Here is a 21,037-nt window from a genome sequence, read left to right as displayed (position 1 = left end):
GCTCTATCAGCGGGTCATGCGGAACGTAGACGACTACCTCGTCACCGGCGGCATCCCTGATGGGGATCACGTGAAGAAGCTGAAGGATGCCGAAGGAGTGCACGAGCTGCGTGTCGCTCTCGACCGCACGACCTGGCGGTTGACCTTTTGGAAGCCATCCAACAAGGTGATCGTGATCCTGACGGTTTTCCGCAAGACACAGGATGGGACGCAGGCCGCGGACATTGACCGAGCGATCGCTGCTAAGAAGCGATGTGAGGCAGAGCATGACCTGACCACCACGCACGTGTTCGAGAGGAGCGCATGATGGGGCACAGTCGTTGGGAGACCTACAAGGCGAAGCGTCTGCGCGAGATGGAGGCGGATGCGCAGCCCCACTCCGAGTACGAGCAGGCGGGCCGTGACCTGGAGCTTGGAGACCAGTTGCGTGAAATCCGTAAGCGCCGAGGCTTGTCGCAGAAGGTCGTAGCGGAGCGCTCCGGGATGTCCCAGCCCGCCCTGTCTCGCATCGAGGGCGGCGGTGGCATTCCGGATATAGCGACACTGCTGCGCCTTGGTGCGGCAATGGGGGTTCGGTTCCGCGTCGAGCTCGTCGTCGACGACGACACCACTGAAATCGAGCCCCTAACGGTGCATCACCGACGGCTCACGAGCGCATAAGTCGCAGGCGCAACTTCGAGGCTCAGACCGTAGGCTTCCGCTGTTCCTTCCGCGGTGGCGGTCTTCATCCGTTTGAGGCTTGCTCGGGAGTCGCCGGCGCCAGGGGAACGAGGAAAGGCCCAGCTCTAGATCACATTCTTGAGCCGAGCCTTTGAGCGTGGAGCGGGTGACGGGAATCGAACCCGCGCTGTCAGCTTGGGAATCATCTACTGACTTTGGTGCTCTGAGCTGGAAAAACGGGGGGCGCAGGTCAAAGCGGGTCAAGTCCCCGTGAGTCCCCCTGAGTGACCATGGTTCCCCGCCTGTTCTGGCACGCATCCGGCACGTGATCAAGGTAACCACCTCCTCCTTATCCGGCCTTGGAAGGTGCTGGACGGACGTGGACGCGAGCTGCCCGGTGTGCCTCTGTTGCGATACAAGTCCCATCGCTATGCCTGCCATGATGGCCCGGTGTTTCGCGAAACCGATGATCTTCCGGGTGCTTGGTACTACCTCAAGAGCGATCAAGGGCGATGCCGGGTGCTGGAAAACGAGCTGGTGAACGAGTGCGGCAGTGATCAACACCCCATGTTCGGGCGGCGAGCCGAGGCCGTAGCTTGCTGCGGAACGTGTGACGAGGTGTTGTTCAAGCTCCTTGATCAGCAAGGTTGGGTGATCGTGCACCTCACATGGCGCAGGGAGACGGATCCATCCTGGCCGGCATGCGAAGTGGTGGGGAGCTGGTCGAACGTACTTGAAGAGATGATCGATCACGGTCACTGACAACCAGTTTGGAAGATCTCGGTACGTGAGCCTCTGACCTGCTGCGCTCCAGGTCAGAGACGGTCTTGCCTTGCCCGTGAGTCCCCGTGATTCACCTTTGGTGACCCCCCTGACGGGCACGCAGCGGGCACGTATTCGCTGTGGCAGGATGACGCCATGTCGATCACACGAAAGGGCCATGGCGCGTAGACGTCCGGCTCAGATCCGCGCTGATGGCCCATGGCGCTCATGGCCAACCGCCACGGAAGTTCCCGCGATTCCAGGCCTGTCGTACCAAGGCCGTATTGCAGTCGCTCGTTTGCAGTACGAGCGCTATTGGCCCGGGGCGGTGGAAGAGGCGTTACGCGCCTGGTCGTTGCTCTTACGGAACCCCTGGCATCGGCTTCTCGATTCGGCGCAATCCTGCGGAGAGATGCTGTGCTGTCCCGATCCTGTCGAGCTTCGTACGATCCTGGACGCCGTGGTTCATGTCCTGCCCAAAAAGGACGCTCTTGTGCTACGCAAGAGGCTCGGTGACTTCGACGATCTCTGGTGGCTGCCCAAGACGTGAGCGCGCAGCCGACGTCAATCCGGAGCATCCGCATGGAGGTGAAGCCATGAGGCGGCGGCGCGTCGCCAGGGTCGGCGAGTGCATCGGTTACGGCGAGCACGCGGTGCGGCTACGGCCCGGGGTGCTGCCGGCCGGGACCGGCGCCCACGCCGCACGCCCGGACGGCGTGCGGCAGAGGGCCGGATACGGCGGCGCGGCGCGCCGCCGCTTGATACCTATGAGAACAATTCGGCAGTGTGTTGGCATGATCGAAAAAACTTCGGATTGCATCGAGGTCCGCGTCACTGCCAGCAGTCGTGATGAGGCCGATCGGATTTGTTCGGCAGTGGTGGAGCGTCGGCTGGCCGCGGGGGCTCAGGTCGTCGCGCCGATCGAGTCGACCTACTGGTGGGCCGGGCAGATCCAGCACTCCGGCGAGTGGCTGTTGCTGATGACGACGACCACCGAGCGATTCGATGACCTAGCTCGGTGTGTGCGGGAGCTGCACTCTTATGAGGTGCCGCAGATCATTGCCAGTGCACTCGTGGCCGGTACGGCTGACTACTTGGAGTGGATCAGGCGGGAGACGGTCCCTGGTTCCGGCGGGTAGCGGCGATGTCGCCGAGCAGCTCGCGGACGGCCTGGTCGGTGTGGGGTGCCAAGGCCTTCTCTACGGTGGTGAGGTGTTCGATGCCCCAGGTGGATTCGCTGCGCTGAGCGGATTCCAGGGCGCGGCGGGCGTAGGTGATTCCTTCGGCAATGTCGCCGATCTGGAGTTGGTGACGGCTCCCTCGACCGTCGTCACCGGATGGCCAAGACTGAGGCCGAGGTGACCCGCAAGGTCAGGGAACTGGAGAACAACCGGGAGTCGGGACAGGTCACCAAGCCTGGCCGCACGCCCACCGTCGCCGAGCGGATGACCGAGTATCTCGACGTGATCTGTGAGCGGCTCGTGATCTCCGACAAGATGGTGCCGCGCACTCTGACGGACTACCGGTCCAAGACGCGTCACTGGATCATTCCGCTGCTCGGGCGACATCGGCTCAACCGGCTCGCTCCCGAGCACCTCAACGAGGAACCTTTCGACCAGCACCGTGCTCAAAGTTCACCGCATCCTGTCGCGGGCGCTGACCATCGCGGTACGCCGCAACAAGCTCACACGGAACGTCGCAACTCTGGTCGACGCTCCCTCGGCCGCGTCCATCGAGATCGAACCGCTGAGTCGCGAGGAAGCCCGCAACATCCTCGATGTGGCCGGCACTCGACAGAACGGGGCGCGCTGGTCGGTCGCCCTGGCTCTCGGCATCCGCCAGGGTGAAGCGCTCGGGCTCCGCTGGCAGTACGTCGATCTGGAGACCGGAGTGATCAGGGCGTGGTTCCAGATTCAGCGCACCGAGTGGCAACACGGATGCGCCGATCCCCATAAATGCGGGGAGAGGTGGCACCGCTGGCCCTGCAAGAAGAAGTACAGTGATCACGGGCACAACCCCAGCTGTAAGGCGGATTGCAAGAAGCAGGGGCAGGCCTGTTTTAAGAGGACCTGTCTCAAGGACTGTACGAGTCACGCCGACAAGTGCCCGAAGCGCACGGGCGGAGGCATCGCCTTTCGCCAGCGAAAGGGTAAGAGCAAGCTCACTCTTCAATGCCCTCCCGAACTGCTCGCGCTCCTCAGGGCACACCGCAAGATCCAGGCTGCGGAGCGTCTCAAGGCGGGGGACCGTTGGGAGGATCACGATCTCGTGTTCGCCACACGGCCGCGACACTTCTCATCGAGCAGGGCGTGAACATCCGCGTCGTTCAGGAGGTCCTGGGCCACACGAGGGTGACCACGACCGAGAGGTACGCGCACGTGTCCACACCGTTGATGCGCGATGCCGGGGAACGGGGCCGGCCTCCGTGCTCCGGGGAAGGTCCTGAACGTTGCGACCAGGACTGCGACCACAACACCTTTGGAGATCAAAAAGGCCCTCTCCCCGTGTCTCGGGAGAGGGCCTCTGATCTGCGGAGGCTCGGGGATTTGAACCCCGGATGGGCGGTAAACCCAAACCGCATTAGCAGTGCGGCGCCATAGACCTGACTAGGCGAAGCCTCCTGGTTGCCGTTCGGCTCAGCACAGAGTACCGGCCATCAGGCAAGGCGGCAAAGTGGTTAACGATCACGTCTCGGGCAAGAGTTGGGGGAGAGTTATCCACAAGCAGTGGATAACTCTCCTCGCCCCTGTGGACAAACCAGGGAATCCGCAGCTGGGTGTGGCGGAAATCCTGTGGATTCCCAGTTTGCGAGACGCTACATCTCACCACGTGAACACTTCCGAGGCCCCGACCGTCCGGTGGGACCTCGGGTGGTCACGGAGATCAGGCGGCCGGGTTGGCCTCGCCCTCGATCTCGATCTTGATCTTCTTGCCGACCAGGACGCCGCCGGTCTCCAGCGCCTGGTTCCAGGTCAGGCCGAACTCCTCGCGGTCGATCTCGGCCTTGATCGAGAAGCCCCAGACGTCCTGGCCCCACGGGTTGGTGCCGGCGCCGCCGTACTCGACGGTGAGCTCGACCGGCTTGGTGACGTCGCGGATGGTGAGGTCACCGACGAGGGTGAACTCGTCACCGGAGTGACCCAGAACGCGGGTGCTGCGGAAGGTCAGCTCGGGGAACTTCTCCGCGGAAAGGAAGTCGTCGCTGCGCAGGTGGCCGTCACGGTCGGGAGCACCGGTGGTGATGCTCGCGGTCTTGATCGAAAGCTGCGCGGAGGAGTCGAGGGGGTTCTCGGCGATGGTGACGGTGCCGGCGAACTCGTTGAAGTGACCGCGAACCTTGCTCACCATCATGTGCTTGACGACGAAGCCGATCTGGGTGTGGGCGACGTCCAGAGCGTAGGTGCCCGGGGCGGGGATCTGAAGGTTCTCCCAGGTCCGAGTGGTCATTTTCTGCTCCCGAAGAGATGCTTGCCGATTGGATGATTGCGTCAACAGATTTCTACACGAGAAATATTCCTCTCGTCAACTACTGTCGGGTAGGGTATGACCGTGAACCACTTTGACGACCCCCGGCTGACGGCGATGGGCCTCCTCGCCGAGGTCTACAGCGGCATCGCGGCGAAGTCGCACGAGTCCTTCGCGGCCGCGGGGCTTTCGGAGGTCGACTTCGAGACGTTGGTCAGGCTGGCGCGCTCGCCACAGCGGCGGCTGCGCATGAGCGATCTGGCGGCGCAGACGAGCCTGTCCACGAGCGGGACGACCCGGGTCGTCGACCGGCTGGAGCGCGAGGGCCTGGTCATGAGACAGGCGTGTCCCACCGACCGGCGGGCCTCCTACGCGGCCATCACCGAGACCGGCGTCGACCGGCTCGGCGAGGTCCTCCCGCAACACCTGATCGACATCGAGACCTGGTTCACCGGGCTTCTCCCTCCCGCGGAGCTCGACTCCTTCCTCGCCACCCTCAGGACCATCCGCGACGCCGTACGACCGTGCGCCACCGCGGGGGCCGAGGACTTCCGGCAGGAGCAGGGCGCGCTCATCCCGTCCGATCCAGGTGCCGCGGCTCGGAGGGCGTGAGGTCCCCGCGGAGTTTGGCCATTCCCCGGGAGACCGTGCTCTTGACCGTCCCGACGCTGATCCCCAGGGCCTTGGCGATCTCCGGCTCGGTCATGTCCTCGTAGTAGCGCAGGACGACGGCGGTCCGCATCCGGGTGGGCAGCCGGTCGAGGGCCTGCTCGACACGTTCCGGAAGGTGTTGGCCGCCCGCGGCGACCGGCTCGGGCAGCTCGCCCGACGGATACTCCTCCAGCTTGCGCCGCCGCCACCAGGAGATGTTGATGTTGACCATCGCCCGGCGTACGTATCCGTCCAGGGCGCCGCGGTCCTGGATGCGGTCCCAGGCGAGATAGGTCTTGACCAGCGCCGCCTGCAGCAGGTCCTCGGCGTCGCTCGGATGCCCGGTGAGCCGGTAGGCGGCACGCAGCAGCGCGGGGCCGCGAGCAAGGACATACTCGCGGAACTCCTCGTCGGTCCCGCCGGTCACCGCGATCACCAGCCTGTGCTCCAGGTGCTTAGGTGCCAGAATCGCAGCCCGAACCCATACTGCGGCTGAACCGAAATCTATATTTCATCCATCAAAGGTAAAGATCGGCTTCGATGGGCGATGGAGCACGCAAGAACCATTAGATAGCGGTTTGTTGTGGGGTGGGCACCAATGCGTTCCACCAGGGAGGGGAACTTTAGTACCTGGTTGGACACCTGCCGTGATTATTCGTGGAGCGGACAGCGGGATTCCGCGAAGCGTGTGACGCTGGCTGCGACACCTCGCAGAATTGGGGAGCGACGATGCCCTATCGCAGCGCCGATCGCCGCCGTACGCTGGCTGCCGCCGCGCTTGGCCGGACCGTCCAGGAACCGGGCCCTCTCCCCTTCGAAGGCGAGTCCTTCCACGCGGTCAGCGGCACCGTCCTCGACGTCAGCCCGCATCTGATCGTCATCGACACCCCGGAGGGCGAGGAGGAGCGGCTCGTCATCGCCCCGTGGGCGACCGCCTGGCGCGGTGAGGCCGTCAGCCCCGCCGACCTCCCCCGGGGGGCCAACGTGATTATCAAGGCGCTGCGGTCCGGCCGGGTCGTGGACCGGATCTGGGCGGACATCACCAGGATCACCGGGGTGATCCAGTCGATCGGTACCGAGGGCAAGGACCACACCGTGGAGCTGTACTGCGGGCCGCACCGCGGGCGGCGCACGATCGTCATCCCCTACCGCTCCTCAGGCCGGCTGCGGGTGAGGCATCCGCGGTTCGAGCCCGGCTATCTGTTCGACGCCATCGGGGTCCGCGAGGACGGTGCGGCGCGGGCGCGGTTGCCCGCGACCTCGCAGCCGCCCTACCGGTGGACGGCCGTACCGCCACCGCCCTCCGGCTACGTCGGCGTGCAGTCGCGGATCTCGGGCACGGCGACCTGGTCGGACACCTTCGACGACGGAGAGCAGGGGGTGGCCTACCCCATGCTGGAGCGGGCCGACACGGCGTGCGACGACACCGGTGTGTCCTGCGCGGGGTTGCCGTACCTGGCGCTGGGGTCGATGCTCAACGTGCGCAACGTGTGCGCCGGGCGCACCTCGCTCCTGCCGATCGTGGCCTGCGGCTGCCTCGCCGGCCGATTCTGTGACCGGTGCCTGGAGTGTGGCACCTCCCCGCGCGGCCGGATTCTGGAACTGTCACCGAGTTCCTTCGTGGAACTCGGCGGAGACCTGACCACCGGGTGCTTCAACGCCCGGCTTGGAATGGGGTGACACGGATGTTGACGACGATCGCCGCCGCACAGCTGCCGGTCGTGTTCGTGCTGCTGGTCGCGGGCACGGTCGCGAAGGTCGGAACGGTCGTACGCGAGACCGAGCCGGGCATGCTGAGCAAGCTGGGGCCGGCCGTGCTGGTGCCCGAGCGCTGGCGCGCGCCGGCGATGCTGTGCTGCGCGTTCGTGGAGTTGTTCCTGGCGAGCGGGCTGCTGCTGACCGGCCATCCGTTCTTCCGGTGGGCGACCGCCGGGTTCTTCGCGGTCTCCACCTACGTCCTGTGGGAGCTGCGGCGTCGCCGTCCGGACGCGGGCTGCGGCTGCTTCGGCGAGGTCAGCGCGCTCCCGGTGGGACGGCGGTCACTCGGCCGCACCATGGTGCTGACGGCGATGTCCCTCGGACTGCTCCTCACCCCGGGGATCTCCGGCTGGGAGTCGACGGCGGATCTGACGTGGACCCACGCGTCGGCCGCGCTCGCGGGGCTGCTGCTGCTCGCCGCGCTCTCACCGGAGATCGAGGAGACGGTCGCGAGGCTCCGCCACCGGGCGCCCTGCGAGCAGCGCCGCCTCGACCCGGCCACCGCGCTCGGACGGCTGCGGTCGAGCGCCGTCTGGCGTTCGCACCTGGGACTGCTGTCGAGCAAGGATCCGGTCGACAGCTGGCGGGAGCTGTGCTGGCGGTTCTTCGTCTATCCCGGCAACAGCCACACGGGCGACCCCGTCGACGTGGTCTTCGCGATCTATCTGAGCGGACGGCACCCGGCGGTGCGGGTCGCCATGGTCGGTCTGGACGGGCGGCCGGTGGCGACGGAGTCTCTGCCGGAATCTCTGCCGATCTCGGCTGGACGCTAGAGAGCCCTAGATTTTCCTAGGGCAGCACGATTGAACTCTATATGGCTCTCTAGCTTCCCCACTAGAGAGCCATATAGAGGGCTAGGGGTTCCCGTACACTATATCGAACAAATGTTCGATCAGATCGGTTGTGACCGCAGGAATTTTCCGAAGTGCGGAACGGTGAACGCGATCAGCCCGCGTTCCGCGCTGTAGATGAGGCCCTTCTTGATGAGGCTGTCGCGGGCCGGGGAGAGGCTCGACGGCTTGCGGCCGAGCCCTTCGGCCACCTCGGCGGTGGCGACGGGCTCGTCGCCGATGGCGGCCATGGCGTGCATGTAGTCGCGCTCGGCGGGGGTGGCCCGCTCGTAGCGGCTGCCGAAGAACCCGACCGCGAGCTCCTCCTCGGCCTCCGGCGCGGAGACCCTGATGTCATCGGCGGTGATCGGGCTGCGCAGCGCCAGGTCCCAGGCGACCTTGCCGTACGCCTGGACGAAGTAGGGGTAACCGTCGGCGGCCACATAGAGGGCGTCGAGGGCGTCCTGGGTGAACTCCACGCCCTCGCTCTCGGCCGGGGCGATGAGCGCGAGGTCGGCCGCCTCCCGGTCGAGGCGATCGATCCTCGCGTAGCGGAAGAGGCGCTCGGAGTAACTCTTGCTCGCCGAGAGCACGCTGGGCAGGTGCGGCAGCCCGGCGCCGACCACGATCAGCGGGCCGCCGCTCTGGGAGAGCTCGTGGCAGGCCGCGCAGAGCGCCGAGACGTCGGGGGCCTGCACGTCCTGCATCTCGTCGATGAACAGGGCGATGCCGACCCCCAGGTCGGTGGCGACCGCGGCGGCGTCGACGAACAGCTCGGTGAGGTCGATCTCCAGGTCTCCGGAGTCGGCCCGCCCCCGGCCCGCGGGCACGTCGATCGCGGGCGACCAGTGTGAGGTGCCCTTGGCCGCGGACGGGTCGCGCATCGCGAACGCTTTGAGCACGCCGAGGAACTCCTCGATGCGCTCGGGCGCCCGATGTCTCGGGGCGAGCTCTCTGATCGCCATGTGCAGGGCGGCGGCCACCGGACGCCGGATCGACTGGTCGGGTCTCGCCTCGATCTTGCCGGTGCCCCACAACCGCTGCATGGCCATCGACTTGAAGGTGTTGAGCAGAACGGTCTTGCCCACGCCGCGCAGCCCGGTGACCACCATGCTGCGCTCGGGGCGCCCTCTGGCCACCCGTTCCAGGACGATCTCGAACTGCTGCAGCTCGCGGTCGCGGCCGGCGAGCTCCGGGGGGCGTTGTCCGGCACCGGGAGCGTAGGGATTGCGCACGGGGTCCACGCTCTCGGACTTTATGACGGGATATAGCGGCCTGCTTAGAATTCCGTAGAAAGCGCTACGGCGTGTCGCGCCGCCCTCCGCCGACGGGCGAGGGAGCGGGGGGCGCGTCGTCGACGGCACCGCGAGCGTCGCCATGGCACACCCCTCACCTGGGAGAACGTCAGACCGAACCCGTGTTCGATCCCGTGCCCATGACTGTAGCGCGGGTTCGAACACAGGCGCGATACGTTTCGATGAAAAGCCTCCCCAAGGAATGTGGGCCCCCACGCCAAGCGGCCACGAACCCGGTCGTAAGCGGCACCCCCTCGGAGAACGTCGCCGGGATCGGGGCCTGACCGCCGGAGCCTACGATCGACCACGGGTGGATCACCGCCGCAGCCACCTCCCGCCCCGGGCGGGCCGGTCGCCTACAATAGCCTTTTGTCGCTTTTGTCCGTTTTTCTGAGGAGGCGGCACGTGTCAGGTTCCCGATTCATGATCCGTACGCGGGCCGTGCTCGCGGCGACCGCCGGCTGCCTGGCGGCGGCCGCGTGTGGCCCGGCCACCTCCCAGCCCGCCCCGGCCGCGCCCCCGGCCACCTCCGCGCCGATCTCGGCGTCCTCGCCCTCCACCGGGGTGACCCCCCCGGAGCCGTCCGCCGCGACGCCGACGGCCGGCCCGTCCACCACGGTGTCGCCGACCCCGACAGGCCCGCCGGAGTTCGCCGCGAAGGTCTCCCGGGTCGCCCGTGAACGGCTCGAACACTCGTGGCGGCCCGGATGCCCGGTCCCGGTCGGCGACCTGCGGCTGATCACGATGACCTACTGGGGCTTCGACGACAAACCACACACCGGCGAGCTGGTCGTGAACAAGGACGTCACCGACGACATCGTCTCCGTCTTCCGTCGCCTGTACGACTGGCGCTGGCCGATCCGCAGGATGGAGCTCGTCGACGTCTACAAGGCCAGCGACTTCGCCTCCATCGAGGCCGACAACACCTCGGCCTTCAACTGCCGCCCCGTGGAGGGGACGAGCAACTGGTCCAAGCACGCCTACGGCCGGGCGATCGACATCAACCCGCGCGAGAACCCGTACGTGTACGCCAACGGCTCGGTGTCGCACAAGAACGCCCGCGAGTTCGCCGAGCGCCCGCTGAAGGCTCCCGGGGTGATCAACCCAGGTGACCGCGTGGTCAGGGCCTTCGAGCAGAAGGGCTGGGAGTGGGGCGGCTCCTGGTCAGGCGCCAGGGACTACCAGCACTTCGCGAAGGGCGGGAGCTGAGCCCGGCGCATCGACGAGAGCCGGGTCGGGCTAGCCCTGCATTCCGCACGTGACCCCGGCCAACCTGGGGCGATTACCCATGGCACTGGATCAGATATAGCTGCTGAGCTGTGACGATGCGACACTTGCGGAAAACAGGGCTAGCCGTACGCCGGGGAGACGTCGGCGGGCTGGAGCAGGTCCCAGCGGTTGCCGTACAGGTCCTGGAAGACGACGACCTGGCCGTACGGCTCGCTGCGCGGGGCCTCCTCGAAGACGACGCCCGCCGCCAGCAGGCGCTCGTAGTCGCGGGTGAAGTCGTCGGTGTGCAGGAACAGGCCGACCCTGCCGCCGGTCTGGTCGCCGACCCTGGCCTCCTGCTCAGGACCGTTGGCGCGTGCGAGCAGCAGCGCCGTCTCCCCGGCGCCGCGCGGGCGGACGGTCACCCAGCGCCTGCCGTCGCCCAGCGGCGTGTCCTCCAGGAGTTCGAAGCCAAGGACGTTCAGGTAGAAGCCGATGGCCTCGTCGTAGTCGCGTACGACGACGGTGGTGAGACCGAGGTAGGACCCCACCGGTGGCTCCTGCCTCTTCAGGGGGCCTCTTCCCGCGGGCAGGCCGGCACGGGCGCTCTCCTGAAGATTGGTGATCCTCAGGATGACCCGGGCGGCGAGCAGGCCCGCGGCGATCGGCAGCAGGACGCAGGCGACGAGGACGGCGGTCTCCGCAACGGTCATGCCCGCGTACCCCAGAGGTACGGACGCCGCCTCCATCACCGCCCACGCCAGCCATGTCAGCCACCACGCCCAGACCAGACCCGAGCGGCGCCCCCGGTACCGGTAGAGGTCGGTTCCCGGCCGCAGCCCGCCGGGCCTTGAGGTGGTCAGGATGTCGTCGACGAGCCCCTTGGGGACGAACAGGTTGACGAGGGGGGCGATCCATCCGAACACCAGGAACGGCGTGGCGTACCTGTGGAGAACACCGGGAGAGATCGCGTACGCGTTGGCCCGGGCGCGGAACGACCAGCACATGAAGGCGATGCCCGCCGCCAGTTGGAGGGCCAGGAAAAGAAGGAGGATCGGGGAGAGGAGCAGCGCGAACACGGCGTTCCACTCGTCGGCCGCCCGCCACGACCAGCCCTCCCGGTAGAGGAGCCGAAGCACCGAGGTCCCCGCGGCGAAGACCGAGTTCAGTGCGATCAGGGTGAGGGCCACGGTCGCGAACGCGCGGACCGGCCGCAGGACGCGAACAGGTGCGAAACGCGCGCTCGGATACATGCGAGTCCTTCAACGAGGATCAAAACGGCAAGTATGCCGGATCATGACATGGCAGCATGAACGATTTTTACCTGCCGGCCGTCCCCTCCATCCCCGGCGTCTCCCTGATCGGCCGGGGGCGGAGAATCCTCAAGCATGCCCTGGGACATCATGAAGTCATGACGGCGAGGGATGGGGACGGTTGGGCCCGGTGCGATCTCGGGCACCGGCACTGGGGGGTGTACGGCGCGGCCGGTCTGCTCGCCGTCCACCACGACCCCGCGGACGGGCCCCGCGTCCTGATGCAGAAGCGCGCTGCGTGGAGCCACCACGGCGGCACCTGGGGACTGCCGGGCGGCGCCCGCGACAGCCACGAGGACACGATCGAGACCGCGCTGCGCGAGGCCTTCGAGGAGGCCGCGCTGGACGGTACCGATCTACGGGTCCAGGGCGTCTACCTCGACGACCACGGCGGCTGGTCCTTCGAGACCGTGATCGCCGAGGCCTCCGAGCTGCTGCGCGTGGTCCCCGCCAGCGCCGAGAGCGACGACCTGCGCTGGGTCCCCACCGAGGAGATCACCGCGAGGGAGCTCCACCCCGGCTTCGCCGCGACCTGGCCGGTCGTCGGCCTCGCGCTCACCCCCTCCCTCGTCGTCCTCGACATCGCCAACATCGTGGGCGCCCGCGCCGAACACGGCTGGTGGAGGGATCGCGCGGGGGCGGCGTCCAGACTGCTCGCCGAGATCGGCGCGAGCGCCGGCGACGGCCGGTTGACCGTGCCCGGCCGTACGCCGACGCTGGCACGCTGGTTTCCCAGGCTGACCGCGATCGTCGAGGGAGCCGCCCGCGGCGTCACCTCCGTACCCGGCGTCCGGGTGATCGCCGCGCCGGGGAGCGGGGACGACGCCGTCGTCCAGGCCGTACGGGACGCGCGGCCGTGGGAGCACGTCCTGGTCGTCACCGCCGACCGAGGACTGCGCGAGCGGGTCACGGAACTGGGCGCCGAGGTCACCGGGCCTCGGTGGCTGCTGGCACAGCTCTGATCCAGCGGATCAGCGCGGGACTCCGACCCCGCGGATCAGGCGCGGGACGGTTCCGGTTCCAGGGGCGGCACCGGTTTCAGATCTCGGGTGGCCCGGTGGAACAGCCAGTAGCTCGTCACGGCGGTGGCGATGAAGAACAGCCTCGCCGGCCGGGGGATGTCCAGGATGAGCAGGCCGTCGCTGAGCGAGTGGAGCATGGCCGCCGTGACGAAGGCGACGACGATGGGCAGGGCGACGACGGCGCGCCCCCGGACCTCCCAGATGCCGAAGGCCACCGCGCAGACCAGGCCCGTCCAGACGAGGTGGCTGAAGGGGGTGCTGAGGCCGCGCAGGAGAAGGACCGTGCCCGCGCCCATGGCACCGTCGTGGTTGGCGACGCTCTTCCAGGCGTAGGCCATCGACTCCATGATCGCGAACCCGGTCGCGCACGCCAGGCCGAGTGCGATCCCCGCGGCCTTGGTGAGGTGGCGGCCGGTGAGCGCGACCGCGAGGGGCGGGACAAGTTTCGCGGGTTCCTCGATCCAGCCGACCCGCAGGATCGAGGTGCTGTTCTTCTCGGAGATGAGAAGCGCGTCGAAGTAGCCGCCGAGCAGGAGCGCGACGCCCCCGCCGAACATGAACATGCTCGCCAGCGTCATGGCCGGCACGCTGGTGGCGATGTGGATACGGTCGTGGACGGCGAGCAGGAGCGCGATGGGCCCGGCTGCCGCCCCGTAGAAGAAGGCCGCGGGCAGGACGGCCTGGTTACCGGCCACCTGCATCATGGTGATGAGCGAGAAGGACAGAACGATCAGGGCGATCCACGCCTTGAACCATCGATGCCGATAGAAGCGCAAATGGTCTCGCATGGTAGGTAATTTCCCAGTAGGTTTGCCCTAGATTCGGGCGATTTGTCGATGTTTACCTAAATGTCGACTCCAGCGCGATCACCGGACCGATGACGTGGTCAGCCGAGAGCTGCGAGCGTTATGATCACTTTTATCCGCTCTTGCCAGCCCCCCGGAGACCGCACGTGGGCTACCCGCCGCAGTACGGCCAGCCGCCACGTGGCGAGACAGGACGCGGGCTGGCCGCGATAGTCATCATGGCCGTCGGGGTGGCCATCGGGGCCCTCATCACCGTTCTCACGGTGCTCAACCCGCCCTCGTCACCGCCGAGCACATCCCCGACAGGCGGCGGCGAGCACTCGGAGGTCTCGGTCCGCCAGGCCGTCCAGCCGGCACTCGACGCCTACAGCAGCGGGTTGTACGGCGACTTCTGGGACCTGTGGACCGTCGAGGCGCAGGGGCTCATCGCGCGGGAGGAGTATGTGAGGCTGTTCGAGATCTGCCCGCCGCCCGTGACGAACTCCCCGCTCACCATCTCCACCGTCACGATCACCGGAGACAGCGCCAAGGTCGAGGCGGCCAGGCTCGGCGAGACGACGGAGTTCGGCTTCGTCTTCGAGAGCAGTGCGTGGCGGTACGAACCGTCGCCCGAGGAGCGGCTCACCTACCAGGCTCCGGTCGACCAGATAGCCGCGCAGCGGCGGGCCCTGGGACTCTGCGGCGCGACCACCCCCAGCCCCGGCGCGACCGCCCCCACCGATCCCACTGCTCCCACCACTCCTACGAACCCCGGTGATCCCTCCGTTCCTACGAATCCCGGCGATCCCTCCGCCCCCACGAACCCCGGCGATCCTTCCACTCCTACGAATCCCGGCGATCCTTCCGCTCCCTCCGGCCCCACGAACCCCGGCGATCCTTCCGCTCCTACGAATCCCGACATTCAACCGCCGGGGTTCCAGCAGTGATGACCTTTGATGCAGAAGTGCTGCCATAATCCGCAATTCGCAGCTACTGTCGAACGCATGGCCCACTCCATGCCGGCATGGCGAGACGGCACAGGATCGGAAAAACCATCATCAAATGATCACGATGGCGCCAGACAAGAATCGGATTCGGTTCCGCTGTGGCTGGCGCACCTTCAGCTCAGAGAAGGGCAAAAGGAAATCAGCGCACCGGTTTCTGATACAGCTATCACCATAGAGCTGGATAAAGCGGATTATGAGGCGCTTTCCCGTAAGGCGCGGCTGACCGGAAACCGCCTCGCCGACGTGATCCACGCGGCTCTCCAGAGAGAGATCGGCAACAAACCCCACGTGATCACCCTGATGCGCCGCTGGAACCTGCATCGCGATGACCTCGACACGGCGGCCGACTCCCTCGGGGTCGACCAGCTCTCCGAGGCGGAGTGGGGCCAGATCGGCATTCGTCGCTTCCGGAGGCGCTGAGCCATGCTTCCCGGTCGAGTGCTCGACGTGAGCGCACTGGTCGACATCGCGGTGGCGAAGACCGAATACTCGCGCAGCGTCGCGGCCATGTGTCTCTTCCGTGGCGGCGGGATATGCGTCCCGGCGACCAGTCTCGCGGCCGTCCTGTCCATCTCCCCGATCTCGACCCAGGTGGAGCTGTTCGAGCTCGTCACGACACCCGGCGTGAAGATCGACGACTTCACCCACGGGAAGGTCGGGGACATCGCGGAGATCCTCGACGGATCGCGCGACATCACGGCCGGACACGTCGTCTGGTGTGCCCGCGCCACCAAGTGGCCCATCCTCACCGATCGCGGGGCGGAGCTCGTCCAGTACGACCAGAACATCGAGATCGATCCCCTGCCCTGACCCGCTCCCCGGCCGGGTGACGTGGCCGAGCGGCGCGCCGGCATGGCGGCCACCGCCGACCGTACGGACCCGAACCTCGGCAGGGGCCTTACATTCATACCTTTTCAGTCAAAAATGATGCCAAATATCGTCATACGCACGATCGATTTTCCCGGCCGCGGCTTTCACACTGGAAGAGTGACATTCCAGATGAGGCGCATCAAATTGGAGATTCCTGACGGACCGGAATATGACCAGGTGCGCGATATGCACGGTCACGCGGTCACGGTGTTCGCGTCCACGGAGATCAACGGCGAACGTTCCCTGAAAATCGGCAGCAGGACCCTGCTGCTGAGGAAGGTGGGCGAGGACGAGGACGAGGAGGGACCGCTGGACGTCTACCGGGCCGAGTCCATTTCCGAACCCTCGTACTGACCTCCGCCCCCTCTGAGGGTCCATCCCCACCGAGGATCCACCCTCTCCGATGGTCCGTCCCGCGCCCCGGATCCCGGTCGCCGCGCTCCGGTGTCCCATCCCCGGCGTCTCCGTGCCCTGGTTTTTCCGTGCCCGGCTCATCTGCCTCGCTCGTCCCCGCACCGGTGCGCCTACCTCGAAGGACCGGTGACGCCCTGCCCCGGATCCACGAATCGCCGTACGGGACGCCCTGGAGGCCTGAGGATGTGCCACGGCGGTAAGCCGCGGAAGACGTCCCGCGCGAAGTGCGCGCGAGAGTACGCCGCGGACGTCCCCCGCGGAGTGAGTGGGAGTACGCCGTTCCAACCGGGGAACTCGTGAGGGAAACGCGCACGCCCGTCCAGCACGAGGAGCTCCGACCCGATGCGCATCACCTTCGCCACCGAAGCGGCACCCGGCAGGCAGAACGCGGACGCCGACAAAACCACGGACGCCGCAGGTATCACGGACACCCTGGACAGCGCGGACAGCGAAGACAACGAGGACTTCTTCGGGGCGACCCCGGACGCCTACGTCCTCCTCGACGGCGCCGGCACCCCCGCGGGGGCGGAGACCGGATGCGTTCACGGCGTCGGCTGGTACGTACGCTCCCTGGGCTCGACCCTCCTCGCGGGCATGACGCAGGACACGGGAACGCTCACGGAGATACTCGCGAACGGCATAAAAGCCGTCGCCTCCCTCCACCACTTCCTCTGCGACCTCACCCACCCCGGATCGCCGTCCGCCACAGTGATCATGGTCCGCCGTATGGCGGGCAACCTGGACTTCCTCGTCCTGTCGGACTCCGTCCTCCTCCTGGACGTGGTCGGCGAGCAGGAGCCGACGGTCGTCTGTGACGACCGGGTGAACCGGATCGGCAGGGCGCATCGGTCGGCCATGGACAGCCTCGCCCACGGAAGCGCCGAGCACGTGACCGCGCGCCGGGAGTACGTGGAGACCATGCGGGACCACCGCAACCGCGAAGGCGGCTTCTGGATCGCCGCCGTCGACCCGCTCACCGCCGAACGGTCGCTCACCGGCACGCTCCCCGCCGACCGGGTCCGGGCGGCCGCCCTGCTCAGCGACGGAGCCTCCCGGCTCGTCGACCTGTTCGGGCTGACCACCTGGCGCGAGGCCCTCGACATCCTCGAACGCTCAGGACCCGGCGAGCTGATCCGCAGGGTCCGCGAGGCGGAGGACACCGATTCCGACGGCTCCCGCTGGCCCCGGACGAAAACCCACGACGACGCGACGGCCGCCTACTGCCTGTTCGACCGAGGGTAAGCCTGTTTCCCCGAGATCTCCTGGAGAGCGAGGGCCCATTCGTCTCCGGTGTCGGCCGGGTCGGGTCCGGAAGGGCTGGGCAGGACGCGGACGCCTTCGGCCCTGAGGCCCTCGACGCTCCGGCGGAACGGCGCGCGTGTGGCGAGAGCGTCGTTGACGAAGGGAAGGACGACCACGGGGATGCCGAGGCCGGGTGCCTCGGCGAGGAGGCCGAGGGCGTAGGTGTCGGCGATGCCCTGGGCGAACTTGTTGACGGTGTTGTAGGTGGCGGGGGCGACGATGATCGCGTCGGCCCTGGGCGGCTTGGGCTCGTCCGGCCTTCGATACCGGCTGCGGACGGGACGTCCGGTCTGCCGTTCCAGGGCGGGGACGTCGATGAAGTCCAGTGCGGACGGGGTCGCGACGACCTGGACGACCCAGCCCTCGTCCAGGGCGAGGGCGACGAGACGGCCGACGTCCCGGGCGGCGCCCGCCGCGCACACGATGACGTACAGAAGCCTGCCGGACTCGGTCACGCGATCACTCCCGGGTACGCGACATATTCGCGGGTTCCAAGCAGAAGACACCTTGACGGCTGTGACGGACGGTGGAGACTTGTCCGGTGGTCAAAACACTACGTCCCCAGAACTACAACGAGGCGATCTACGTCGGACACTTCTTCCGTACGGGCATGCCCGTGGTGATGGACCTCAACGGGCTCACGGACGACGAGGCGAAACAGTTCGTCGACTTCGCCGCCGGCCTGGTGTTCGGCAGAGGCGGGGACATGGACCGGCTGTCCCCCAAGGTCTTCCTGCTGATGCCTCACGGACTGGGCAATCGGGTGCCCACCGTCGAAGAGGCACCGTAGGCAGGCCGGCTTCAACCTTCTCCCATACTTCGTCTCACGCGCCGGAGAGGCGACTCGGGACGGCTCTCGATCAGGGGAATCTGTCGTGGGCGGATGGCAGGATCGTCGCCGTGACAGACATCGACGACCTCCTCCGGCGCGTGTTCACGAAGGCGAGCGCGAGCGAAGAACGACTGCCTCCCACCGCGACGGAGGAAGAGGTCGCGCGGGCGGAGAACATCCTGGGTTTCGGGCTTCCTCCGCTGTTCGCACGGCTCTATCGGGAGGTGGCCGACGGCGGCTTCGGCCCCGAATACCAGCTCTTCCCGCTCCTGGGAGAGGGCCGCACCGCCGTGAGCGTCTACCACGAGGAACGCGCGGCCTCAGGGCTTGGCGAGAAGGCGTACTGGCCGGCGGAGGTCCTGCCGATCCTGGACTGGGGCTGCGGCATGTACGCCGCGATGGACTGCCGGACCCCTGCAGGCACGATACTGCTCTTCGAGCCGAACGGAATCGAAGACGACTGGCACGACGCATGGTACGTCGACTCCGAGAGCCTGCCCGACTGGCTTGAGACCTGGGTCTCGGGAACCGGCTGGTACGAGGAGGACTCCGAAGAAGAGGGTGGGATGCGGCGATGGGAGGCCGCTCGGCGGCGCCTGGCGGAGAAGAGCTGACCTGCCGTTCATCCCGCAAGCTCGTCTTCCGACGCTCCCGGAGCCCTCGGCCGCGTACGGCACGCCCCTTCGAGGCCCGGGCCGCGCACGGCGCGCCTTTTCGAGGCCCGGGCCGCGTACTGTGCGCCTCTCCCTCGATCCTGGCGTGACGCGGAGATGTGCGACCCACCCCGCTCAGCCCGAACGCGACATCGTCGCGGCGCGGGCCATCGACCGGCATGCCGTACGGTCGGCGATCAGCGAATCTCCCACCACTTCAGGTTGGCGGCCGCGTGGGAGGTCGGCTCGATGATCTCCCACGCCTCGGCGATCAGACCGTCGTCGAGCCGCCAGATGTCGACGACCGTGATCTCCGGCCCGGCACCGGGCAGCCGGCGCCGCGAATGCATCACGACGTGTTCGCCGTCGGCCAGCACGTGCTGGATCTCGACCTGCATGCCGGCGAGCGGGACGAGCGCGGCGCCCACGGCGGCCAGCCATTCCGGCTTCGTCCGGGAGGTCGCGTCCGGCCGGTGGTGCAGGAAGTCGTCACTCAGCAACGGCGCGAGCGCGTCGACGTCACCGGTCGCGACCAGCGCCGTCAGCGCCTGCTGGACGATGCTCTTGTTGTCGTAAGCCATGTTCTGCGTGGTCATGGGCAGCAGTGTTTCCACCTTCCGGGAAGATTGTCGATGAAATCCCATTTCATGGCGTCCGGCTGTTCGATGAGTAGCATCGACGTCCATGTACACGGTGGGTGAACTGCTGCGGCAGTGGCGGCATCGCCGGCGACTCAGCCAGCTGGACCTCGCGATCGCCGCCGACGTGTCGGCTCGTCACGTCAGCCTGGTGGAGACCGGCAAGTCCCACCCGAGCACCGAGATGATCCTGCGGCTGGCCGAGCAGCTCGACGTGCCATTACGTGAGCGCAACCGGCTGCTGCTGGCCGCCGGCTTCGCGCCCCGCTATGCCGAGCGACCGCTCGATCAGCAAGCGCTGGCGGCGGCCTGGAGCGCGATCGAACGGGTGCTGCGCGCGCATGAGCCGTATCCGGCACTGGCCGTCGACCGCCGATGGAACATCGTGATGCGCAATCGCGCCATCGCCCCGTTCCTCACCGACGTCGCCCCCGACCTGCTGACCCCGCCGATCAACATGGTGCGGCTGGGATTGGATCCGCGCGGCCTCGCTTCGCACATCGTCAACCTGGCGCAGGTGCGTGCACTACTGCGCATCCGGATCACACGGCAGCTCGCCACGGCTCCCGACCCCGAGCTCACCGCACTCTACGAGGACTTCCTCGCCCCCCACCCGGAGGACGCGAGTCAGCCGGTCGAGTCCGAGATCGCCATCCCAATGATCTTCAACTTCGGCGGGCGGGAACTGCGACTGTTCTCGACGACCACCACCTTCGGCACTCCGATGGACATCACCCTGGACGAGGTCGCGATCGAGTCGTACTACCCGACGGACGCCGAGAGCGCCGCCTACTTCACCTCACCCGACATCGGCGTATAGCACCCCTGGCAACCCGGTCGCAGGGGAAGCTATTGGGAACGAGTTATGAGGCGAGCAGATCGAAATGGAAACCGACGATCAGCAGTGCGGCCGCCACAATACGGATGTGAACCGCGCGGGGATGCGTGAAAATCGTAGGCAGCTTCGCGCACACCTTGTCGATGACAAGTACGGTTCCTGCTATGGCCAGGGGGAGCAGAAAGCACAGCGCGACGATGGCGACAATCCTGAGGAGGCCGACGAACACATCCAAGCCGGAGACAGCAACCGGTACGGGAATGTCGATGCTCCATACGAGGTCCCATATGGCGACCCAGCTGAACGCCATGACAAACGAGGCAACCGAAAACGAATATATCAACGCGTGGCTCCAGAGAGCCTGAACGAGGGCGTGTAGCCGACCTGCGAACGACGTGAGACGCTCGGGACCCGCGATGTCGAGCAGGATCGTCATACCGCTGACGAAGGCCGCGATTTTCCCGGCCCTGCCCCACCAGATCATCGGCAGGCCGAACATGTCGTTTCCCAAGGTGGACCTGCCGTCCAGCCACATCTGCCACGCCTCGAAATAGCCGATGTCCGCCACGATCGGAGCGTATGACCTGCCTTACCTCCTGGCCAGTGCCTCGCTTCGATGCACTCGAGGACGGAGCAGCAAGGGGACGGCGGAGAAATGGGGGAATGAGGTGTTATCGGATGCATATGTCCGAATAATCCAGGGAATATTCAGGCTAATTCAGAGCCGACTTCC

General features: G+C 67.0%; 26 protein-coding genes, 1 tRNA gene and 1 pseudogene. 18 read left to right on the top strand and 10 right to left on the bottom strand.

The genetic code is table 11. From position 1 onward, the window contains the following. The 5 genes from ACFY3V_RS23660 to ACFY3V_RS23640 all read left to right on the top strand — a co-directional run. Positions 1 to 307: type II toxin-antitoxin system RelE/ParE family toxin (locus ACFY3V_RS23660; RefSeq protein ID WP_389776235.1), on the top strand; the 307-nt coding region annotated here is incomplete at its 5' end. Further along, the gene (locus ACFY3V_RS23655; protein ID WP_362896440.1) at positions 307 to 660 is read left to right on the top strand and encodes a helix-turn-helix transcriptional regulator; all 354 of its coding nucleotides are present in this window, start codon (positions 307 to 309) and stop codon (positions 658 to 660) included. The genes ACFY3V_RS23660 and ACFY3V_RS23655, both read left to right, overlap by 1 nt. A 450-nt stretch (positions 661 to 1,110) precedes the next feature. Next, positions 1,111 to 1,422, top strand: coding sequence for a hypothetical protein (locus ACFY3V_RS23650; protein WP_389776232.1), 312 nt, complete (start codon positions 1,111 to 1,113; stop codon positions 1,420 to 1,422). Between the two features lie 794 nt (positions 1,423 to 2,216). Beyond that, positions 2,217 to 2,561: a divalent-cation tolerance protein CutA gene (cutA, locus tag ACFY3V_RS23645; RefSeq protein ID WP_389776230.1), complete on the top strand. Its 345-nt coding sequence runs from the start codon at positions 2,217 to 2,219 to the stop codon at positions 2,559 to 2,561. 484 nt (positions 2,562 to 3,045) lie between these two features. Continuing rightward, a complete protein-coding gene (locus ACFY3V_RS23640) occupies positions 3,046 to 3,735 on the top strand; it encodes a hypothetical protein (protein ID WP_389776227.1) in 690 nt (229 codons plus the stop codon). A gap of 218 nt (positions 3,736 to 3,953) precedes the next feature. Here the strand turns inward: ACFY3V_RS23640 and ACFY3V_RS23635 are convergent. Together ACFY3V_RS23635 and ACFY3V_RS23630 are read right to left on the bottom strand one after the other, a co-directional pair. Next, positions 3,954 to 4,043 (bottom strand) — tRNA-Ser (locus ACFY3V_RS23635). 262 nt (positions 4,044 to 4,305) lie between these two features. Then, a complete protein-coding gene (locus ACFY3V_RS23630; RefSeq protein ID WP_344915082.1) occupies positions 4,306 to 4,869 on the bottom strand; it encodes a YceI family protein in 564 nt (187 codons plus the stop codon). Positions 4,870 to 4,965: 96 nt separating this feature from the next. Here ACFY3V_RS23630 and ACFY3V_RS23625 point away from each other — a divergent pair, with 96 nt between their 5' ends. Beyond that, positions 4,966 to 5,499 (top strand): MarR family transcriptional regulator, encoded by a 534-nt coding sequence (locus tag ACFY3V_RS23625; protein WP_362907008.1) that lies wholly within the window; start codon positions 4,966 to 4,968, stop codon positions 5,497 to 5,499. Here ACFY3V_RS23625 and ACFY3V_RS23620 read toward each other — a convergent pair. After that, positions 5,459 to 5,974: a SigE family RNA polymerase sigma factor gene (locus ACFY3V_RS23620; protein ID WP_386210175.1), complete on the bottom strand. Its 516-nt coding sequence runs from the start codon at positions 5,972 to 5,974 to the stop codon at positions 5,459 to 5,461. The genes ACFY3V_RS23625 and ACFY3V_RS23620 overlap by 41 nt on opposite strands. A 293-nt stretch (positions 5,975 to 6,267) precedes the next feature. Here ACFY3V_RS23620 and ACFY3V_RS23615 point away from each other — a divergent pair, with 293 nt between their 5' ends. Further along, complete coding sequence (locus ACFY3V_RS23615; RefSeq protein ID WP_350942089.1) at positions 6,268 to 7,218, top strand: hypothetical protein; 951 nt, start codon at positions 6,268 to 6,270, stop codon at positions 7,216 to 7,218. 5 nt (positions 7,219 to 7,223) lie between these two features. Further along, entirely contained in the window at positions 7,224 to 8,069 is an 846-nt protein-coding gene (locus ACFY3V_RS23610; protein WP_362907004.1) for a MauE/DoxX family redox-associated membrane protein, read from the top strand. A 119-nt stretch (positions 8,070 to 8,188) separates the two neighbouring features. On the opposite strand, the gene ACFY3V_RS23605 is transcribed toward ACFY3V_RS23610, so the two are convergent. Beyond that, a complete protein-coding gene (locus ACFY3V_RS23605; RefSeq protein WP_362907002.1) occupies positions 8,189 to 9,370 on the bottom strand; it encodes an ATP-binding protein in 1,182 nt (393 codons plus the stop codon). 456 nt (positions 9,371 to 9,826) lie between these two features. Between ACFY3V_RS23605 and ACFY3V_RS23600 the strand changes: the two genes are divergently transcribed. Beyond that, positions 9,827 to 10,630: a M15 family metallopeptidase gene (locus ACFY3V_RS23600; RefSeq protein WP_389776220.1), complete on the top strand. Its 804-nt coding sequence runs from the start codon at positions 9,827 to 9,829 to the stop codon at positions 10,628 to 10,630. A gap of 140 nt (positions 10,631 to 10,770) precedes the next feature. On the opposite strand, the gene ACFY3V_RS23595 is transcribed toward ACFY3V_RS23600, so the two are convergent. Both ACFY3V_RS23595 and ACFY3V_RS23590 read right to left on the bottom strand, forming a co-directional pair. Next, the gene (locus ACFY3V_RS23595; protein ID WP_389776251.1) at positions 10,771 to 11,181 is read right to left on the bottom strand and encodes a VOC family protein; all 411 of its coding nucleotides are present in this window, start codon (positions 11,179 to 11,181) and stop codon (positions 10,771 to 10,773) included. An 81-nt stretch (positions 11,182 to 11,262) separates the two neighbouring features. Next, positions 11,263 to 11,883 (bottom strand): annotated as a pseudogene (locus tag ACFY3V_RS23590) (DUF4328 domain-containing protein); the annotation flags it as partial. A gap of 158 nt (positions 11,884 to 12,041) precedes the next feature. Here ACFY3V_RS23590 and ACFY3V_RS23585 point away from each other — a divergent pair. Continuing rightward, positions 12,042 to 12,905: an NUDIX domain-containing protein gene (locus ACFY3V_RS23585; protein ID WP_389776217.1), complete on the top strand. Its 864-nt coding sequence runs from the start codon at positions 12,042 to 12,044 to the stop codon at positions 12,903 to 12,905. A gap of 35 nt (positions 12,906 to 12,940) precedes the next feature. Here ACFY3V_RS23585 and ACFY3V_RS23580 read toward each other — a convergent pair whose 3' ends face one another. After that, positions 12,941 to 13,753, bottom strand: a complete 813-nt coding sequence (locus ACFY3V_RS23580; protein ID WP_389776214.1) for a PrsW family glutamic-type intramembrane protease — start codon at positions 13,751 to 13,753, stop codon at positions 12,941 to 12,943. A 140-nt stretch (positions 13,754 to 13,893) separates the two neighbouring features. Between ACFY3V_RS23580 and ACFY3V_RS23575 the strand changes: the two genes are divergently transcribed. The 5 genes from ACFY3V_RS23575 to ACFY3V_RS23555 all read left to right on the top strand — a co-directional run bounded on the left by ACFY3V_RS23575 (position 13,894) and on the right by ACFY3V_RS23555 (position 17,283). Next, positions 13,894 to 14,697, top strand: coding sequence for a hypothetical protein (locus ACFY3V_RS23575; protein WP_389776211.1), 804 nt, complete (start codon positions 13,894 to 13,896; stop codon positions 14,695 to 14,697). 57 nt (positions 14,698 to 14,754) lie between these two features. Beyond that, a complete protein-coding gene (locus ACFY3V_RS23570; protein WP_362906993.1) occupies positions 14,755 to 15,177 on the top strand; it encodes a hypothetical protein in 423 nt (140 codons plus the stop codon). A gap of 3 nt (positions 15,178 to 15,180) precedes the next feature. Beyond that, positions 15,181 to 15,567, top strand: coding sequence for a hypothetical protein (locus ACFY3V_RS23565; protein ID WP_350942077.1), 387 nt, complete (start codon positions 15,181 to 15,183; stop codon positions 15,565 to 15,567). A gap of 237 nt (positions 15,568 to 15,804) precedes the next feature. Next, a complete protein-coding gene (locus ACFY3V_RS23560) occupies positions 15,805 to 15,981 on the top strand; it encodes a hypothetical protein (RefSeq protein ID WP_389776207.1) in 177 nt (58 codons plus the stop codon). A 402-nt stretch (positions 15,982 to 16,383) separates the two neighbouring features. Next, positions 16,384 to 17,283 (top strand): integrase, encoded by a 900-nt coding sequence (locus ACFY3V_RS23555; protein WP_389776204.1) that lies wholly within the window; start codon positions 16,384 to 16,386, stop codon positions 17,281 to 17,283. Here the strand turns inward: ACFY3V_RS23555 and ACFY3V_RS23550 are convergent. Beyond that, the gene (locus ACFY3V_RS23550; protein ID WP_362906987.1) at positions 17,259 to 17,798 is read right to left on the bottom strand and encodes a flavoprotein; all 540 of its coding nucleotides are present in this window, start codon (positions 17,796 to 17,798) and stop codon (positions 17,259 to 17,261) included. The two genes, ACFY3V_RS23555 and ACFY3V_RS23550, sit on opposite strands and share 25 nt — an antisense overlap. Before the next feature lie 86 nt (positions 17,799 to 17,884). Here ACFY3V_RS23550 and ACFY3V_RS23545 point away from each other — a divergent pair, with 86 nt between their 5' ends. Together ACFY3V_RS23545 and ACFY3V_RS23540 are read left to right on the top strand one after the other, a co-directional pair. Beyond that, a complete protein-coding gene (locus tag ACFY3V_RS23545) occupies positions 17,885 to 18,133 on the top strand; it encodes a cell division protein SepF (RefSeq protein ID WP_350942069.1) in 249 nt (82 codons plus the stop codon). A 110-nt stretch (positions 18,134 to 18,243) separates the two neighbouring features. Further along, the gene (locus ACFY3V_RS23540; RefSeq protein WP_389776199.1) at positions 18,244 to 18,789 is read left to right on the top strand and encodes an SMI1/KNR4 family protein; all 546 of its coding nucleotides are present in this window, start codon (positions 18,244 to 18,246) and stop codon (positions 18,787 to 18,789) included. Between the two features lie 236 nt (positions 18,790 to 19,025). Here the strand turns inward: ACFY3V_RS23540 and ACFY3V_RS23535 are convergent, their stop codons facing one another. Then, complete coding sequence (locus ACFY3V_RS23535) at positions 19,026 to 19,424, bottom strand: nuclear transport factor 2 family protein (RefSeq protein ID WP_362906983.1); 399 nt, start codon at positions 19,422 to 19,424, stop codon at positions 19,026 to 19,028. An 88-nt stretch (positions 19,425 to 19,512) separates the two neighbouring features. Between ACFY3V_RS23535 and ACFY3V_RS23530 the strand changes: the two genes are divergently transcribed. Beyond that, a complete protein-coding gene (locus ACFY3V_RS23530) occupies positions 19,513 to 20,286 on the top strand; it encodes a helix-turn-helix domain-containing protein (RefSeq protein ID WP_389776195.1) in 774 nt (257 codons plus the stop codon). 43 nt (positions 20,287 to 20,329) lie between these two features. Here the strand turns inward: ACFY3V_RS23530 and ACFY3V_RS23525 are convergent, their stop codons facing one another. Continuing rightward, entirely contained in the window at positions 20,330 to 20,872 is a 543-nt protein-coding gene (locus tag ACFY3V_RS23525; RefSeq protein ID WP_389776192.1) for a hypothetical protein, read from the bottom strand. Positions 20,873 to 21,037: the final 165 nt, after the last annotated feature.

It is taken from the genome of Streptosporangium sp. NPDC000095 (assembly GCF_042899335.1).
In the GTDB taxonomy this organism is placed as follows: domain Bacteria; phylum Actinomycetota; class Actinomycetes; order Streptosporangiales; family Streptosporangiaceae; genus Streptosporangium.
This window is presented reverse-complemented; position numbering and strand designations above follow the sequence as displayed.